The 15,516-nt window shown below is 54.5% G+C and carries 15 protein-coding genes and 1 pseudogene; 8 read left to right on the forward strand and 8 right to left on the reverse strand.

The window, feature by feature from the left end; all coding sequences use genetic code 11:
• Positions 1-23 precede the first annotated feature (23 nt).
• Positions 24-791 carry a Uma2 family endonuclease gene (locus tag V0288_RS01910; RefSeq protein ID WP_332863312.1) on the reverse strand — a complete coding sequence of 256 codons (768 nt, stop codon included), beginning with the start codon at positions 789-791 and terminating at the stop codon, positions 24-26.
• Between the two features lie 47 nt (positions 792-838).
• Entirely contained in the window at positions 839-2,368 is a 1,530-nt protein-coding gene (locus tag V0288_RS01915) for a YifB family Mg chelatase-like AAA ATPase (RefSeq protein WP_332863313.1), read from the reverse strand.
• 661 nt (positions 2,369-3,029) lie between these two features.
• On the opposite strand from V0288_RS01915, the gene V0288_RS01920 reads away from it, so the two are divergent.
• The 3 genes from V0288_RS01920 (at position 3,030) to V0288_RS01930 (ending at position 4,318) form a co-directional block, all read left to right on the forward strand.
• Entirely contained in the window at positions 3,030-3,371 is a 342-nt protein-coding gene (locus V0288_RS01920; RefSeq protein WP_332863314.1) for a histidine triad nucleotide-binding protein, read from the forward strand.
• A 118-nt stretch (positions 3,372-3,489) separates the two neighbouring features.
• Entirely contained in the window at positions 3,490-4,020 is a 531-nt protein-coding gene (locus V0288_RS01925) for a retropepsin-like aspartic protease family protein (RefSeq protein ID WP_332863315.1), read from the forward strand.
• 103 nt (positions 4,021-4,123) lie between these two features.
• Entirely contained in the window at positions 4,124-4,318 is a 195-nt protein-coding gene (locus V0288_RS01930; RefSeq protein ID WP_332863316.1) for a hypothetical protein, read from the forward strand.
• Here the strand turns inward: V0288_RS01930 and V0288_RS01935 are convergent.
• The 4 genes and pseudogenes from V0288_RS01935 to psbU form a co-directional block, all read right to left on the reverse strand.
• Positions 4,315-5,379 (reverse strand): glycosyltransferase family 4 protein, encoded by a 1,065-nt coding sequence (locus tag V0288_RS01935; protein ID WP_332863317.1) that lies wholly within the window; start codon positions 5,377-5,379, stop codon positions 4,315-4,317. The genes V0288_RS01930 and V0288_RS01935 overlap by 4 nt on opposite strands.
• Complete coding sequence (locus V0288_RS01940; RefSeq protein ID WP_332863318.1) at positions 5,376-6,458, reverse strand: HEAT repeat domain-containing protein; 1,083 nt, start codon at positions 6,456-6,458, stop codon at positions 5,376-5,378. Before V0288_RS01940 ends, V0288_RS01935 begins: the two co-directional genes overlap by 4 nt.
• Positions 6,459-6,705: 247 nt before the next feature.
• Positions 6,706-8,331: pseudogene (nadB, locus tag V0288_RS01945) on the reverse strand (L-aspartate oxidase); the annotation flags it as partial.
• Between the two features lie 112 nt (positions 8,332-8,443).
• The gene (gene psbU, locus V0288_RS01950) at positions 8,444-8,845 is read right to left on the reverse strand and encodes a photosystem II complex extrinsic protein PsbU (protein WP_332863320.1); all 402 of its coding nucleotides are present in this window, start codon (positions 8,843-8,845) and stop codon (positions 8,444-8,446) included.
• A 524-nt stretch (positions 8,846-9,369) separates the two neighbouring features.
• Between psbU and V0288_RS01955 the strand changes: the two genes are divergently transcribed.
• From V0288_RS01955 to V0288_RS01965, 3 genes are all read left to right on the forward strand, one after another.
• The gene (locus V0288_RS01955; protein WP_332863321.1) at positions 9,370-10,005 is read left to right on the forward strand and encodes a peroxiredoxin; all 636 of its coding nucleotides are present in this window, start codon (positions 9,370-9,372) and stop codon (positions 10,003-10,005) included.
• A gap of 188 nt (positions 10,006-10,193) precedes the next feature.
• The gene (locus V0288_RS01960) at positions 10,194-10,541 is read left to right on the forward strand and encodes a DUF4359 domain-containing protein (RefSeq protein ID WP_332863322.1); all 348 of its coding nucleotides are present in this window, start codon (positions 10,194-10,196) and stop codon (positions 10,539-10,541) included.
• A gap of 35 nt (positions 10,542-10,576) precedes the next feature.
• A complete protein-coding gene (locus V0288_RS01965) occupies positions 10,577-11,539 on the forward strand; it encodes a bifunctional riboflavin kinase/FAD synthetase (protein ID WP_332863323.1) in 963 nt (320 codons plus the stop codon).
• Between the two features lie 15 nt (positions 11,540-11,554).
• On the opposite strand, the gene V0288_RS01970 is transcribed toward V0288_RS01965, so the two are convergent.
• Positions 11,555-11,734 (reverse strand): hypothetical protein, encoded by a 180-nt coding sequence (locus V0288_RS01970; protein ID WP_332863324.1) that lies wholly within the window; start codon positions 11,732-11,734, stop codon positions 11,555-11,557.
• Here V0288_RS01970 and cax point away from each other — a divergent pair.
• Positions 11,728-12,810, forward strand: coding sequence for a calcium/proton exchanger (gene cax, locus V0288_RS01975; protein ID WP_332863325.1), 1,083 nt, complete (start codon positions 11,728-11,730; stop codon positions 12,808-12,810). The genes V0288_RS01970 and cax overlap by 7 nt on opposite strands.
• 130 nt (positions 12,811-12,940) lie before the next feature.
• Here cax and ahr read toward each other — a convergent pair whose 3' ends face one another.
• On the reverse strand, positions 12,941-13,945 hold the full coding sequence (gene ahr, locus V0288_RS01980) for an NADPH-dependent aldehyde reductase Ahr (protein ID WP_332863326.1): 1,005 nt from the start codon (positions 13,943-13,945) through the stop codon (positions 12,941-12,943).
• Between the two features lie 309 nt (positions 13,946-14,254).
• Between ahr and V0288_RS01985 the strand changes: the two genes are divergently transcribed.
• Entirely contained in the window at positions 14,255-15,418 is a 1,164-nt protein-coding gene (locus V0288_RS01985; RefSeq protein WP_332863327.1) for a hypothetical protein, read from the forward strand.
• The last annotated feature ends 98 nt before the right edge of the window (positions 15,419-15,516 follow it).

The raw sequence follows: 15,516 nt of genomic DNA on the forward strand, positions 1-15,516 counted from the left end.
GAGAAAAATCCCGAAATCTTCGTTTATAAATTTTCGGGATCGACCCCCATCTCCCGTAATTTTTCCGCTAATTGTTGACGGGCGATCCGCTCTCGATCGAGTTCTCGTTCGGCCTGTTCCGCGCGCTCACGTTCCTGTTCCAAGCGTTCGCTCCCCCATAATAGTAAATTTCCCGAGCTATCCCACCAACGCAACCAATAGGCGGTGTTTTCGGCTTTTTTGCCCTGCCACACTCCCAGAAACAAGTTCATTTCCTCGATCCGGTAGCGATGATTTTCGTCGGGAACTTGTTGCTCGTATTTTCCCGAAACTAAGCGATAAAACTCTAAATCTCCTGTTTTGGGATGAAAAATGCCGTAAATAGGAACCTGTAGGATTCGCTCGTAAAAATACCATTTCCCGTAAGGATAGTGGGGGTTGATCGAGTATTCTCCCCCCTCGGTTTCCGAGACAAATTCGAGAACCACCAGCGGGAGATCGCCCTCTCGACAGGGGGTGTAACTCCGTCGGATCGCGCCCTCGGTCACGGGAATCACCGAGGGGATATAGACCCAATCGGGGGCTTTAACGACGATTTTATCGTCTACCGTGGCGCAGATGCCGAAATTCGTGGCGATTATCATAGATTCTAGAATTAATCCCGCTAGTTCTAGAGATTCTCGTAAAGCGGCCGCGAATAGAGGTTGTAGGAGATTGTCCGCGGGGTCATCGGGTAGGATAAAGTCTTCGGGCAGTTTTTCCCAGGTGATCGCGGGGAGGGAGGGGGATTTGCGGATCGGTGTGGTAGTCATGGGAAAGATCGCGGGGAGAATCGATTCGGGGATATCTTACAGTTACCTTAACTCATTCGATCGAGCGTCCGGTATTGAATCGCCTCGGCAACGTGAGCGCTTTTCACGTCCTCGCTGTCCGCGAGATCGGCGATCGTCCGCGACACCTTCAACACCCGATCCATCGCCCGCGCCGATAGTCCCAACTTGCGGATCGCCCCCTCTAACAAGCCCCGACCGCTCTCGTCGAGGGAACAGAAGCTTCTAAGGTGATCGGGAGTCATTTCGGCGTTACAGACGGTTCCCCGCTCGTTTTTAAAGCGATCGCCCGCGATTTTTCGCGCCCTCTCCACCCTCTGCCGGACGGCGATCGAATCCTCCCCGGTACTCTGTCCGGTCATTTCCTCCGGTTTCAATCGGCTGACGGTAACTTGCAGATCCACCCGATCGAGAAGCGGCCCGGATAATTTCGCCCAGTATTGTTCCCTCTGCCGCGGCGAACAGGTACAAGCCTGGAGCGAATCGCCGTAATACCCACAGGGACAGGGATTCGTACTCGCCACCAGCGTGAATCGCGCCGGGAAAGCCACCGCCTGCCGGGCCCGGGAGATACTGACGAAACCATCCTCTAACGGTTGACGCAGATACTCCAACACGTTGCGCTTAAATTCGGTCAACTCGTCGAGAAACAAGATCCCCCGGTGCGCGAGGGAGATCTCCCCCGGCCGCGGGAACGATCCCCCCCCGACTAACGCCGCGCCCGACGCGGAATGGTGGGGACTGCGAAAGGGACGCTCGCGCACGAGAGAGCCGCGTTCTTTGAGTAATCCGGCTACCGAGTGGACGCGCGAGACCTCTAGGGATTCCTCGAAGGTGAGCGGCGGGAGAATTCCCGGTAAACGGCGCGCGAGCATGGTTTTTCCACTGCCCGGCGGCCCGACGAAAATCAGGTTATGACCCCCGGCCGCCGCGATTTCCAAGGCTCTCCGGGCGTGGTGTTGACCTTTAACATCCTTGAGATCGGCTAGAAGCGATGGCGATCGCCCGAATTCCTCGCTCGCGGAGAACCGGACGGGAGCGTGTCGATCGGGATCGTTCAAAAATTCCACCACTTCCGAGAGGCGATCGAACCCGTATACCTCGATATCGTTGACAACGGCCGCCTCTTTCGCGTTATCGGACGGCACGACCAACCCGGAACAGCCCATCGCGCGCGCGGCCGCGGCGATCGGTAACACCCCGGCCACGGGTCGTAAACTCCCGTCGAGCGACAATTCCCCGAAAAACAGAAAATCTCCCAATAAACTCGCGTCCACCTGCTCGGAAGCCGCCAGAATCCCGACGCTAATCGGGAGGTCATAACTGGGGCCTTCTTTGCGTAAATCGGCGGGAGAGAGATTAATGACGATTTTGCGGGCGGGGAAGGCGAAACCGGCGTTTTTAAGGGCGGCTCTGACCCGTTCACGCGACTCGTTGACCGCCATATCGGGTAAACCGACGACGGTGATGCCCGGCAGTCCTCCCGACACGTCCACCTCGACCCCGATACGGGTCGCGTCGATCCCGATAATCGCGGCGCTCCAAACCCTAGCCAGCATTTTTCTATGGTTCGTTCTAATAGTTACGCTCGATTCTAACAGACCGCTCGCGACGACGGCGATCGATCGACTGTCCCCGTTGATTTCTCGATCGACGCGGGATGATCTACCTCTTGCGAAGATCGAGAATCTCTGGTTAGGACAGGAGTTAGGAGGAGAAAGGAGAGATAAAGAGCTTTCAAGGGAATAAAAAGCTTATTTTTCCTTAAATATTTTTAAAATCGCAATTTTTAAGTCAAATTCGATTTACAATTCTCACGCTCGCGGGAGGTCTGATATAGTGAAAGATAAAGCTGGGAATCGGTCGATCGTCTCGACATAGCATCTCTGAAGGCTAAAAATCGGCAAAATAAACTTGATTTAAATGATTCTGACGCGAATTACCGGTTAGACGGTCACGATTTCTCGTTCTCTCTCTAAAGTCCGACCCATACCGGACCGCGGGGAAAAACGATCGGGAGACCTCCCGCGCGATTCGTTTTTGAAGGTCTAAAAACTTCAAAAACTAAAATTTTACAAGATAAATACCAGATAAATAAATGTTTTTTTTAATTTTAGCTATAATATTCTTTATTCTTTCTCCTGGCTCCTGACTCCTGACTCCTGACTCCTGACTCTCTAACCACACGACAATTTTTAAAATTCCGTAAGAGGTCTCCGTATGAGCGATACCATTTTCGGGAAAATTATCCGCCGGGAAATTCCCGCCTCGATCGTCTACGAGGATGAATTCGCCCTAGCCTTTAAAGATGTTAACCCCCAAGCGCCGACCCATCTCCTCGTGATCCCGAAAAAACCGCTCCCGAAATTAGAGGAAGCGACGGACGGGGATCGAGAATTACTCGGTCATTTATTACTAATCGCCAAAAAAGTGGCGGCCGACGCGGGATTGAAAAACGGCTACCGAGTGGTGATCAATAATGGTGCCGATGGCGGTCAGACCGTTTACCATCTTCACCTGCACGTTCTCGGCGATCGACCCCTCGGTTGGCCGCCGGGGTAAGCGCCGCCCGATCGGGCGCTATTTTCCACCCGCTTTTCGGGAATGGTAAGAGTGGGAAGCGGCCTTTTGTCGGGAGCGCGCCCGGTTTTTATCCATCTATTTTCCAACCGTGACGATCATGAATAAGTCCCTGTCCGCGCTGGTTCTCTCGATCGGTCTATCCTTCTTTACCCCGGCTTTCCTCGCTCGTGCCGGCTCGGAATGTTTTCTACAAGCGCCGAACGGACGACAGATCGATCTATCCCGTCTCTGCGGCGAAGAATCGGTGGTCACGCCCGCGAAAGTATTTCACCTGCCGATCGTGCGCAGGGTCGGCGGTGTCCCGGTGGTCAGCGTTACCTTCAACGAGCGTCACCGTTATGAAATGTTATTCGATACGGGAGCGAGCGAGACCGTCGTGACCGAAGCGATGGCCGAGAAGATCGGCGTGAAAAAAGAGATCCCGATCATCGCCAAAACAGCGGCTGGCACCATTACCGCTCATGCCGGCCGGGTCTCTTCGGTGAGCGCGGGCGATTTAATCCAGCGGAATGCCGTCGTGGGTATCGCTCCCGGTTTGGAGGGAAACGGATTATTAGGACAGAACTTTTTTAGAGACTACGACGTGACGATCAAGCGGGACGTGATCGAACTGCGTCCCCGCCACTGAGCTTTTCTACTTTTTTCCACTTCGGCACCGATCGTCCGTGGGACTGACATCACCCCGAGGGCGCTCCTATTCTGAGGGTATCCGAGGAAAGGAGACGAGAACGATGTTAGTCAATACCGCCAACACCGCCGCTATTCGCAATTACCTGATCCTGACGCTCTCGGTCGTGATGGTGAGCGCGGGACTATCCGAACTCGTCAATAATCCCGCGAGAATCGCCCGTCAAGATCGGCTCGATGGTTATGTTCCCTACGTCAGCGCGGGTTTGGTCAGCGGGGCGGTAAAATCGGTTCGTTAAGCGTCGAGAATCTCGGTAAACCAGTCCAGGACCCGATCGCCGAAAGCTTCCCTCGAATATTCCCGTTCCGCCCGCTCGCGACAGTCCCGCCGAGCGATCCGATCGAGCGAGTCGATCGCGCGAACCAATCCCCCGATACTATCCGGTTCCACCAGAAATCCCGTTTTCCCGTCCTCGATAATTTCCGCCGGGCCGCCGCGCCGGTAGGAGATCACCGGAACCCCGCAGGCCAGGGCCTCGATGGCCACGTTCCCGAAAGCTTCCACCCACCGGGGGGTCATCACTAACCCGCGACAGTCTCCTAACTCCGCCTGTAGGCGATCGGTCGGCAAAAACCCGCGATAATCGAGATTCGCGTTCGGATACTTCGTTAATAATTTTTCCCAGTACGCCCGATCGGGAATATACCCGAAAACCCGCAAGGGAACCCCCGCCCGATCGCAGGCCTCGATCGCGTCTTCGAGGGCTTTTTCCGGGGCGATCCGGCCCACCCAGGCGAGAGCGGCCGAAGGATTCTCCCGGAATCGATAGCGGGAGAGATCGATCCCGTTACCGAGACAGCGATAGGGGGCGGGGAGCGGGAAAGTTTCCGCCTGAGCGACGGTGTGAAAGGCGATCGAGCGGGGGAAACGAGCGTGGATATCTTGCAGGGCCCGATCGATCGCCTCCGCGAGCGAGGCCATCCCGATCAGATGGGCGACGGGACGCTCGAAAAAGGGGGTCAGGTATAAAGGAAGCCAATCGTAGGCGAAATTGACGATCAGATCGTGGTCTCGCTGGATCTGTCGGGCGCGCTCCCACATATTCGCCAGCACCGAATCCGGGGGAAGCTCGATCGGGGCCTCGCGGCCGGTGTTCTGCGCGGACACCTGCGGGGTTCCGGGCACGGTCTCCAGGGGCAGGCCGTCTAAAACCGAATTTTCCGGGGCGATCGTCGTTACCTGTATTCCCCGTTCCTCCAGGGCGCGCGCGAGATTATAGAGGGTCAGTTCCACGCCCCCGCCCGACCCCGATCCCAGCGGGCCGACCGGCGTGGAGAGAAACAATACCTTGTCGATCAATTTTGCACCTCGGTGGTTTCCGTGTAGGGCGTTTCCGGCACTTCCTCCTCCGGTTCCCCGGTGGTCTCCAAGGGACCGATCTCCAGTTTCGGGGGTAATTGCAGATTTAACTGACGCATCGCCCAACTCGCCGTTTCTTTTACTTCGTCGTCGGGATCGTTGTTCGCTTTATAGATAATCAATTGACTGATCTGGGACATGACATCGTAGAGACGGGTTAAGTCCCGAATGGCGTTTTTCCGAACCTGGGGGTTTTTATCCTCTAGGGAAACCGCCAACGCTTGGTTCATCGGTCGGAGAACCCGCGTGCAGATCTGCGCTAACGCTTCGAGGGTTAAACTACGCTCGTAGGAATCCCCGTCGATCATGCCATCGACCAGGGGTTGCATGGAGCGGGAGTCGGACATCTGCGCCAACCTCCAGATCGCCCGTCGTCGAACGCGCGGGTCTTCATCGCGGAGATTATCGATTAACCGCAGGACGAGATCGACGTTGGGAATCCGCGAGGTGGATTGAACGGGGAGGGAATCCCGTTCGGGATCGTCGTCCCGGAGATCGCCGAAGTTGTTGGTCTCGGATTTCGGGGTTCCGTTTTCCTCGAAGGAACGATTTTGATTTTCTTCTCCTAGCGGTCTAACGCGGGCTTTCGCTTTCTTTTTCGGGTATTTACGGGAGGGGGCCGAGCGCGAGACCACCGAGGCTAAGGCTCCGGCCAGGGCGATCGTCAGCAGGGCGCTCCCGGCGATCAGGGGCCAGGGAAGAGTATTCGGATCGAGCGCGGGAGGGTTCGCCTGGGCGGGCGAGCGACCGAGCGACTTTTCCGCGTTGGCGATGGCGCTTTGGGCGGCGGGATCGTTGGGGCGTTCTCGGAGAGCCTGTCGGAAGTTCTCGATCGCTACCGGATAATTTTTTCGGGCTGTGGCTTCGTATCCCGCTTTCATTAACCGATCGTAGGTAGCGACCGTTACGGTCGGGGTGGGGCTTTGGGCGAGCGCTACCGGCATCGGTACTACGGGATTTCCTAGCCCCCAACTACTCATACCGATAGCTACTAACAGGATAAAGCGGGATTTATTCATAAAACAGCTTACTCTACAGCAAAATTGCCAGTTACCTCGCATCGGACAGGTGGAAATGAGGTCGGGTCTCTCGCGCTCGGAATCTATGGTTCTCGTGTCTTTTCGATACGCCGGTCGCCCGGATTCTGCCGTTCAATGTATCTTATCTCGAGGGTATCCGTCCATTGATTGTAGCGGACAAGTCTCGAAAATCCAAATCATCGTCATTTCCTGCCGAAATCGGTGTTTTCCAAGAGCGTTCGCCTTGTATAACCGTATGCGCTCGCCACTCTTCCAGGGGAAAGGGATAATCTCCCCGGTAATGTCCCCCCCTGCTCTCGCACCTGGCTAGAGCGCCCCGAAGGATCAAGTCGGCGATATCTAAAAGATTGAAGGTTTCGATCGTGATTCGGAGGTCGGATTCGACCGTGGGAGAAGAGAGGAAGACCTCCCGAGCGGGGGGTAGAGTGAGAAGAAATCGGGCGCTCTCCGGCGAGGATAATTCTTGTTTCCAGCGTCGCACCTGTAGGATAGCGGATTCTAGCTCGTTTTGAAATCGGCAAATTCCCGCGTTTTCCCACATCAGAACCGGCAATCGTTCCCGGATCGATCGAACCGTTGACCGGTCGCCCGGCCCGCTCCACCGGATCGGTTCGGGGGTTCCCCCGTCGCTCGTTCCCCCGTCGCCGGCGAGATCGAGCGTCGCCAACCTTTCCGCGAAAACGATACATTCTAATAGCGAGTTACTGGCGAGACGGTTAGCCCCGTGAATTCCCGTGCTGGCGGTCTCGCCGATCGCGTACAGGCCGGGGATCGAGGTACGAGCGTCCAGATCCGTGACGATCCCCCCCATCCAGTAATGAGCGGCGGGCGCGACGGGAACGAGATCGCGAAACACGTCGATCCCCCATTTCTGGCAGACGCGGATAATATTGGGAAACCGGTGGCGGACGCGCTCGGGATCGATCGAGCGTAAATCTAAATACACCCGATCGCGCGCGGGATCGGCGGAAGTTTTCTGTAGATGGCTAAAAATCGCCCGACTCACCACGTCTCTCGGCGCTAATTCCCCGTCCGGGTGGTAATCGAACGCGAATCGTTTCCCGGAGCGATCGATCAGGTGCGCTCCCTCGCCCCGAACCGCCTCGCTGATGAGAAAACGCGGCGCGCCCGGCACGGTGAGGGCGGTGGGGTGAAACTGGAAAAATTCCAAATCCCGAACCAGCGCCCCGGCCCGCCAGGCCAGCGCGACCCCATCCCCGGTACTGACCGCGGGATTGGTGGTTTGGGCGTAGACCTGACCGCCTCCCCCGGTAGCCAGGATCACGGCCGACGCGCCGAGCCAACGGACGCGATCTCGATGGAGGAGCGAGATCCCCCGACAACGCCCCGTGTCCGGATCGATCCATAGTTCCAGCGCCAGCGCGCGGGGGATAATTTGAATATTCGCCCGTTCCCTAACTTTCGCCATCAGGGTGCTGACGATCGCCCGCCCGGTCCGATCGGCCGCGTGGAGTACCCGCGGTCGGGAGTGCGCCGCTTCCAAGGTCATGGCCAGACCGGAATCGACCCGATCGAAACTCACGCCCAACTCGATCAGGGACTCGATGGCGGCGGGCGCGTGCTCGACGAGAAAACGGACGGCCCTCGGTTCGCACAATCCCGCTCCAGCTTGTAAAGTATCCTCTAGATGCAGTTCCGGCGAATCGGTCGGAGAGGTGGCCGCGGCGATGCCTCCCTGCGCCCAATCGCTCGCGCCCGTTTCTAGATCTTCTTTCGTGACCAAGCCCACCCGTAAATTCTCGGGCAAACGGAGGGCGGCGTACAGTCCGGCCGCTCCCGACCCCACTATTACTACATCTAGATAACTCGGCAGTTCAGAGGATTCGACCATCGCGGGGTAACGCTATAAATTCCATCCATTTTAGCGTTACCGGTCGTTTGCCTCGCTAAAAATTTCGGGCGGGCCATCGCCCACCCGAAATCGATCGAACCGTTAATTCGATTTAGTAAACACCGGGGTTAAAGCGATCGTCGCCCTCGATAAATTCTTTCGAGGGTTCGGTAACGGTAAATTTATCGAGATTCGCTTGTAAACGTTCTTTTTGTCCCTCGGACAGTCCGGGAATATCTAACACGTCCTCTACAGAATCGTAGGGAGCGTTTTTGATGATTTTACCGGCGAGGTTGGGATAGAAACCCCGAAGATCGCGGAAATCCCGAATATCGCTGTTGTTGAGATCGATTTTATTGCCGAGTTCGACGAGTTTCGCGTCCGCCGCGTTTAACGCCGCCATCGGGGTCAGGGACGGAGCGATCGAGGGAATCGTCAAGGCGCGCGAGGGTTGTCCCCAGAAGGAAACCAGAACGAACGCGACCACCGCCAGAAAACGAACGACACTTTTCATGGATACTTTTGCCTCCTAAAACAAAAAGAAGTTGACCGCTAGGGGTCGAGGGGAAACAGTCCGGAAGAATTCAAGTAAAAAAAGTTATATCATGCCACGAACCCGATCATACCTTAGTTTGAAGCGCTCGGTCAGGAGGCGGGAGGCGGGAGGCGGGAGGTGAGGGAGGGGGAAAAGGGTAAAGGGTAAAGGGTAAAGGTGAAAAGAGTAAGAAAGCTCTTTACCCTTTTCCCCGGGCCCTTTGCCCCGAAAAATTTCCCCATCTTCCCCACCCCCCCCTCTTTCCCCCCCCCCCCCCCTCCCCCCCCCCCCCCCCCCCCCCCCCCCCCCCCCCCCCCCCCCCCCCCCTCCCCCTCATCTTCCCCTCCCCCTCACCTCCCTTACCCCCCCACCTCCCGACACCCCACTCCGGCCACGAGCGGGTCAAGAATTGTTATAAATCCCTAAAATTCTTGAGGGGTTGGTTATTCCTATGGGAAAATTAAAGGTGATTTGTCTGAAATGTCTATAGGAATTACGCGATTATGGCTCTTCAATTGGGTGATGTCGTTCCGGATTTCACGCAAGACTCTAGCGAGGGAACGATTTCTTTTCACGAGTGGGCGGGAGATAGCTGGGTCGTCCTTTTTTCCCATCCCGCCGATTACACGCCCGTTTGCACCACGGAACTGGGTACGGTCGCCAAGCTGAAGCCGGAATTCGAGAAGCGGAACGTGAAAGTGATCGCGTTGAGCGTGGATGACGCGGAATCCCATCGGGGTTGGATCGGCGACATTAACGAGACGCAAAACACGAGCGTGAACTACCCGATTCTCGCGGACGGCGATCGCAAGGTCTCGGATCTCTACGGGATGATCCACCCCAATTCGCTCAATAACTTAACGGTTCGATCGGTGTTTATCATCGACCCCAACAAGAAATTACGGTTAACGATCACCTATCCCGCCAGTACCGGACGCAATTTCGACGAGATTCTCCGGGTGATCGACTCGCTCCAGTTAACCGATCACTACCAAGTGGCCACTCCGGCGAACTGGAAAGAGGGCGAGGATTGCGTGGTGGTTCCCTCCATCCCCACCGAGGAAGCGCGGCAGAAATTCCCCAAAGGGGTGCGGGAAATCAAACCCTATCTCCGGATGACCCCGCAACCGGATAAGTAATCCCGATTTTCTCAAAACACGAGATCTTCGTAACGGGTAAAGGGGAAAGGTGGACGGGATTTGCCTTTCCCCCATCCGTATCCCCGCTACAACTCTAGAAATTCGCGGTAAATTCTTTACCCCCCTAGGCAGATGCCGAAAGTGTTGACAGAATAGAAATAGCCAGCCCGATTAGGAGACTGCCCGCGATGACGGGAAATATAATCAAAGGAGCGATCGCCCTGGGAGGACTCGCGGTGGTGATGGGAGCCACGAATCCGGGGCAGGCCACCTATACGGAATACGCGTCGGAGCATCTGCTCGATAAAGCGGGAAAGGTGGCTTGCGAGAGAGTGAGCCTGTGCGATGCCACGAAGGATATGCCGGTCATCGCTAAGAATATGCTCAAAAATCAGATCTTGAAGCCGGCGATCGAGGCTTCCACGCGACAACAGAATCTGGGGGTTTTCAGCCTCTACACCACCGAAGTCCCCGGCGTGGCGACGATTAAAACCCTCGGCGTGTTCGGGAATTTCTTCACTTTTTCCGAGAGTTAGATCGCCCGCGCGAAATTCGTGTCAGAATGTAAGGCGTGTGGATTGTAGACTCGCCAACGACCCCGATTTTAGTCCCCTGTGCCATCGCTCTCGGTAATTTTGACGGCATACACTCGGGACATCAGACGGTTTTAGCCCCGATTTTGAACGCCCGCCGAGAGTGCGACGCTTATCCGACCGTGGTGACTTTTACCCCTCACCCGCGGGAGTTTTTCACTGGCGAGAAACGGGCTTTATTAACCCCTGTCGCGGAAAAAATCGAGATTTTAGAGAAATTAGGCATCGAGCAATTAGTTCTCCTGCCGTTTACGGCGGAAATGGCCGCGCTGAGTCCGGCGGAATTCGTCGATCGAATTATCGTCGAGAAATTACAGGCGAAATCGATTAGCGTGGGCGAGGATTTTCATTTCGGCCATCGTCGCGCGGGGAGCGCGACGGATCTGGCCACTTTATCGGAGCGTTTCGGGATACGAACGCGGATCGTTCCTTTGAAAAATTGTCGGGATTGTTCGATCGATCCCTCGGCACGGGTGAGTAGTTCCCTGATCCGTCAGGCGCTGGCCGGGGGGGACGTGGAGCGGGCGCGGCAGATGCTCGGTCGTCCGTACCGGTTGATCGGGCGCGTGGTGCGGGGACAACAGTTAGGGCGAACGCTGGGCTTTCCGACGGCGAATTTGGAACTGCCGGGGGATAAATTATTACCGCGCTTCGGGGTGTATAGCGCGCGGGTGTCGATCGATTCCGAGGAACCGATCGCGGCGGTGATGAATATCGGTTGTCGTCCCACGGTGGACGGTTCGGGGGTAACGGTGGAGGTGCATCTGCTGGACTGGTCGGGGGAATTAGTCGATCGAACCCTGAGTATCAGCCTCGTCAGTTTCCTGCGCCCGGAACAGAAATTTAATTCTCTCGACGAGTTAAAAAATCAGATCGCGCGGGACTGTCTTCGAGCGCGGGAATCTTTGGCGATCGATCGGGGAAACGGGATCTTCGAGTGACCGGAAACCATCGGGTTACAAGCCTCCCTTTTTAAAGGGAAAAGTTTTCGCCGGGAGTCCAAGATCCCGGACAAAACCCGCCTCCTGCCTCCTGCCTCCTCTGACGAGCCAGGGATAGATCGCGGGAGGTCTGCCGATTTTCCCGGTATGATCGAGGGTAATTTTCCCGATTAATCCGACAATTCCCGATGACACTTCAGAAAAAGATTCTTTTAGGAATGCTGGCTTTCGTTCCGGCGGCGATCGGCGCGGAATGGCTCCATTTACCCCCCGTGGCGGTTTTCGTCCTCGCCGCGCTGGGGATCGTGCCTCTCGCGGCCTCGATCGCCGAAACGACGGAGGAAATCGCCGTGGTGATCGGCCCGGTTTTCGGGGGATTACTCAACGCCACTTTCGGCAATTTAACGGAAATGGTGGTCGCTTTCGTGGCCTTGAAAGCGGGTTTAGTGGAGGTGGTTAAAGCGAGTATCCTCGGCGCGATTATCGCTAACTTACTATTGGGTTTAGGATTGGCGGTACTCTTGGGGGGATTACGCCACGGGGAACAGAATTTCCAGCCGAAAACCGCCCGTCTCAACGCCTCCGCTTTACTGTTAGCTTTGTTGGTGCTATTAACGCCTAGCGCGATCCATTCTACTTCGACGGGATTAACCGATCCCGTGATCGAGAAATTTTCCTATGTCGCCTCGATTTTGCTGTTAGTTTTCTACGGATTCAATCTCTTTTTCTCCTTTCGATCGACCGATTCTCTAGAGATGGTAGAGGCATTAGAAACCGAGGAAACCATCAAAGAAGTCGAAAAACACGGATCGAAAAATGTCTGGAAACAAGTAATCGCCCTGTTAGGATTCACGGTTATTTTAGTCGTGATATCCGAGATCTTGGTGGGCAGTTTAGAAGAGACGGTGAAAGTTTTGGGACTGACCGAACTGTTTACCGGGATTATCCTCCTGCCGCTTTTCGGGGGAGTTGTCGAGTATATTTCCTGCGTTTCCGCGGCGGTAAAAAATCAGATGGAACTGGCGGTTTCCGTGGCGATCGGCTCGACCTTACAGGTGGTTTTATTGGTGACTCCCGTTCTCGTTCTGGCGAGTTTACTATTCGAGACCCCGTTAACTTTAGAGTTTAATATTTTCGGGATGTTCGCCGCGACCGCGACGGTTTTAGTCACGAATTCGATTAGCTCGGACGGTCAATCGAATTGGTTGGAGGGATTATTATTATTAATCCTGTACGCGGTTTTAGGGGTGGCTTTCTATCTACATCCCTAGGAGGTAAGAGAAAAGGGGAAAGGGGAAGGAATGAAAAGTAGTATTTTTCCTTTTTCCCAAAAAACTCCCCCATCTCACCCTTTTCCCGAAACACTCCCTCTACCTTACTTGATAGCGATTTTTTCCTCCGTTAATTCATTTTCAAAACGAGGCGATATTTCGGTTGTCCCGATCGCATTTTTTCCATCGCCTCGTTCACCTGTTCGATCGGGTAGGTTTCCGTGATCGGTTCGATACCGTGACGGGCGGCGAATTCGACCATTTTGGCGATCGTGGCGGGGCTTCCGGACGGACTGCCGGAAATGCTTCTCTGTCCCGCTATCAGGGGGAAAACATGGCTAGAAATCGGATCGGGAGCGACTCCGACGATGTTTAGGCGACCTTTGGGACGTAGGGTGGAGATATAGCTACCCCAGTCGAGATTCGCGGAGACGGTGGAGAGAATTAGGTCGAAATAGTTGGCGACCGATTGTAAGGCGGCAGGATCTTTGGAGTTGATAAAACGCGTCGCGCCTAACGCTCTGGCTTCCGCTTCCTTGTCGGGGTTGGTGGAGAAGGCCGTCACCTCGCATCCCCAAGCGTTGAGAAAGCGTAGGGCGAGATGTCCGAGGCCGCCGATGCCGATCACCCCGACGCGGGAGGTGGGGGAAATATTAAACTGAACGAGCGGGTTAAACACGGTATTCCCCGCGCAGAATAGGGGGCCGGCTTTGGCGGGATCGAGGCCGTCGGCTAGGGGAATCACCCAGTCGCGATGGGCGCGCACCCGTTCGGCAAAACCGCCGTAACGACCGACGACCGTGCTTTCTACGGTCGCGCAGAGGTTCTGATCGCCGGAAAGACACCACTCGCACACCGTACAGGAACCGGAATACCAACCGAGGCCGACCCGTTGACCGATCGAGAATTCCGGGACTTTATCCCCTTTCGCGGCGATCGTGCCGACCACTTCATGCCCTGGAACGAAGGGATAGGTGGTCATTCCCCACTCGTTATCCAACATACTCAGATCGCTATGACAGAGGCCGCAGTATTCGACCCGGATCTCGACTGCTTCCGCTCCCAAGATCCCCGGATCGTACTCGAAGGGTTCTAGTTTTCCCCCCGGTTCTTTGGCGGCATAGGCTCGAATCATGATTCCTCCGGTGTAGTCTCGTTTAAGCTCATTGTAGCGTTATCGATCGAGGGTTTTCGTCCCGAACGCGAAACTGTTGAAAGGTTTCGGGGATTCGATCGGGAAAATTTTCTCTGCCGACCGCGAGAGACTACCTCCATTTTCACGAGGGAGTATCCGGCGATTCTCGCGATACAAATCTACAAGATCCAGCGACTTTTAAAAAATGGATATTGCTTGACAAACTCATCTTTTTTAGAATAAGCTATCTATAGGAAAACTAGCGATTAATTCGATATAAATTTTCAGAAATCAATATACACAATATACATGATGCGATCGATCCTAAATTTCCCTTCTTTCAGGAGCGTTCCTAGTAGATTACTACGCTCTTTTTTTCTCGGTTCGTTTCTGCTCGTTCCGTTTGCCCTGCCCGCTCGATCGCAAATTCCCCCGCAAGAAAAAGACAATTATCAACTCCCCGCGAACCATCGAGCGCCGGGTTGTTCGCTCGCGGACGGAATTCACGCGGATAGTGAGTTTAAAATCGATTGTTCTCCCGTACCCTACGCGTCGAAACCGGGGAATACCGCTCCTTCCGGACAAGCTTACTACGATATAGTAATTTCCGTGAACACGTTCAACTCGAAAGGAAAGTATTGGGATGGAGTTTTACTCGACGCTTACGATTCTCGAACCGGGTTGAGTTCTCGCGCTCCCGATATCGCCGTCTGCGTTCAAGTGGATAATGGTTCCACGCGTTGCACTCCTGGAAGCGAGAAAAATCTTCCCTACTGCGCGAATGATTATTCCTGTGTTTTTGAAAATGTTCTCCTTCCCCGGACGGGAACTGTCAAAATAAAGATCGTTGATGTCGATAAAAAATTTAACGATTCGATCGGCGAAGCTACCTGTCAATTAGGAGCGAACGGGATCTATTTAAAAAAATCTTCCTCGTTATGGAATCGAATTTTTAACGCTAATGCCAAGGATATAAAATTATCGAATCCTTGTGTAGCGGGGCAGGCATGGGTCGCGGTCACTCGGCAAACCGGTTTGATCCCTGAAGATTTACTCGGATTCGACCCGCGAGAGTTAAACCAAAGTTGTACGGCTTTACTGCAAAGTTACGGAAATTTTATCAATCTGACTTCTCTCTCGCGGTTGGGACAAGAAGGACTTGTTTCGCCTAGGGTTACGCCTCCGTATACGCAATTAAAGACATTAATTAAATTATTACTACCGAGAATTGAAGAATTAGAAAATATGGGAGTTGCCTTTCATTCCGATAATAGCTGGATGATGAAAACATCGCCTCAAACATGGGATTACGATCGCTGGGTAGACTATTTCGCACGAGCCGTATTGATTCGAGATACGATGCAACAACAAATGCGAAAAATGAATACTTCCTTTAGCCAAGTTTGTGTGGATTCGGCTAACAATCCTCATTCGTTCGATTCCCTCGATCGATTGCTCGGAGTTACTAAATGAAAATTCTGATTTTTCACCGCTCAAGAGTGTAAAAAAAATTTGACAGTCAACTATCTAGATAAATCGAAAGATCGGTAATACCTGTTCTAATTCTATCG

The sequence above is a fragment of the Pannus brasiliensis CCIBt3594 genome (assembly GCF_036688125.1).
In the GTDB taxonomy this organism is placed as follows: Bacteria; Cyanobacteriota; Cyanobacteriia; order Cyanobacteriales; family Microcystaceae; genus Pannus; species Pannus brasiliensis.

Excerpts from the sequence above, each read along its gene's own strand:
- ahr (WP_332863326.1), bottom strand. The coding sequence starts at position 13,945 with ATGATTCGAGCCTATGCCGCCAAAGAACCGGGGGGAAAACTAGAACCC.
- V0288_RS01930 (WP_332863316.1), top strand. The coding sequence starts at position 4,124 with ATGTTAGTCAATACCGCCAACACCGCCGCTATTCGCAATTACCTGATC.
- V0288_RS01910 (WP_332863312.1), bottom strand. The coding sequence starts at position 791 with ATGACTACCACACCGATCCGCAAATCCCCCTCCCTCCCCGCGATCACC.
- V0288_RS01940 (WP_332863318.1), bottom strand. The coding sequence starts at position 6,458 with ATGAATAAATCCCGCTTTATCCTGTTAGTAGCTATCGGTATGAGTAGT.
- V0288_RS01915 (WP_332863313.1), bottom strand. The coding sequence starts at position 2,368 with ATGCTGGCTAGGGTTTGGAGCGCCGCGATTATCGGGATCGACGCGACC.
- psbU (WP_332863320.1), bottom strand. The coding sequence starts at position 8,845 with ATGAAAAGTGTCGTTCGTTTTCTGGCGGTGGTCGCGTTCGTTCTGGTT.
- V0288_RS01920 (WP_332863314.1), top strand. The coding sequence starts at position 3,030 with ATGAGCGATACCATTTTCGGGAAAATTATCCGCCGGGAAATTCCCGCC.
- V0288_RS01925 (WP_332863315.1), top strand. The coding sequence starts at position 3,490 with ATGAATAAGTCCCTGTCCGCGCTGGTTCTCTCGATCGGTCTATCCTTC.
- cax (WP_332863325.1), top strand. The coding sequence starts at position 11,728 with ATGACACTTCAGAAAAAGATTCTTTTAGGAATGCTGGCTTTCGTTCCG.
- V0288_RS01985 (WP_332863327.1), top strand. The coding sequence starts at position 14,255 with ATGATGCGATCGATCCTAAATTTCCCTTCTTTCAGGAGCGTTCCTAGT.
- V0288_RS01960 (WP_332863322.1), top strand. The coding sequence starts at position 10,194 with ATGACGGGAAATATAATCAAAGGAGCGATCGCCCTGGGAGGACTCGCG.
- V0288_RS01955 (WP_332863321.1), top strand. The coding sequence starts at position 9,370 with ATGGCTCTTCAATTGGGTGATGTCGTTCCGGATTTCACGCAAGACTCT.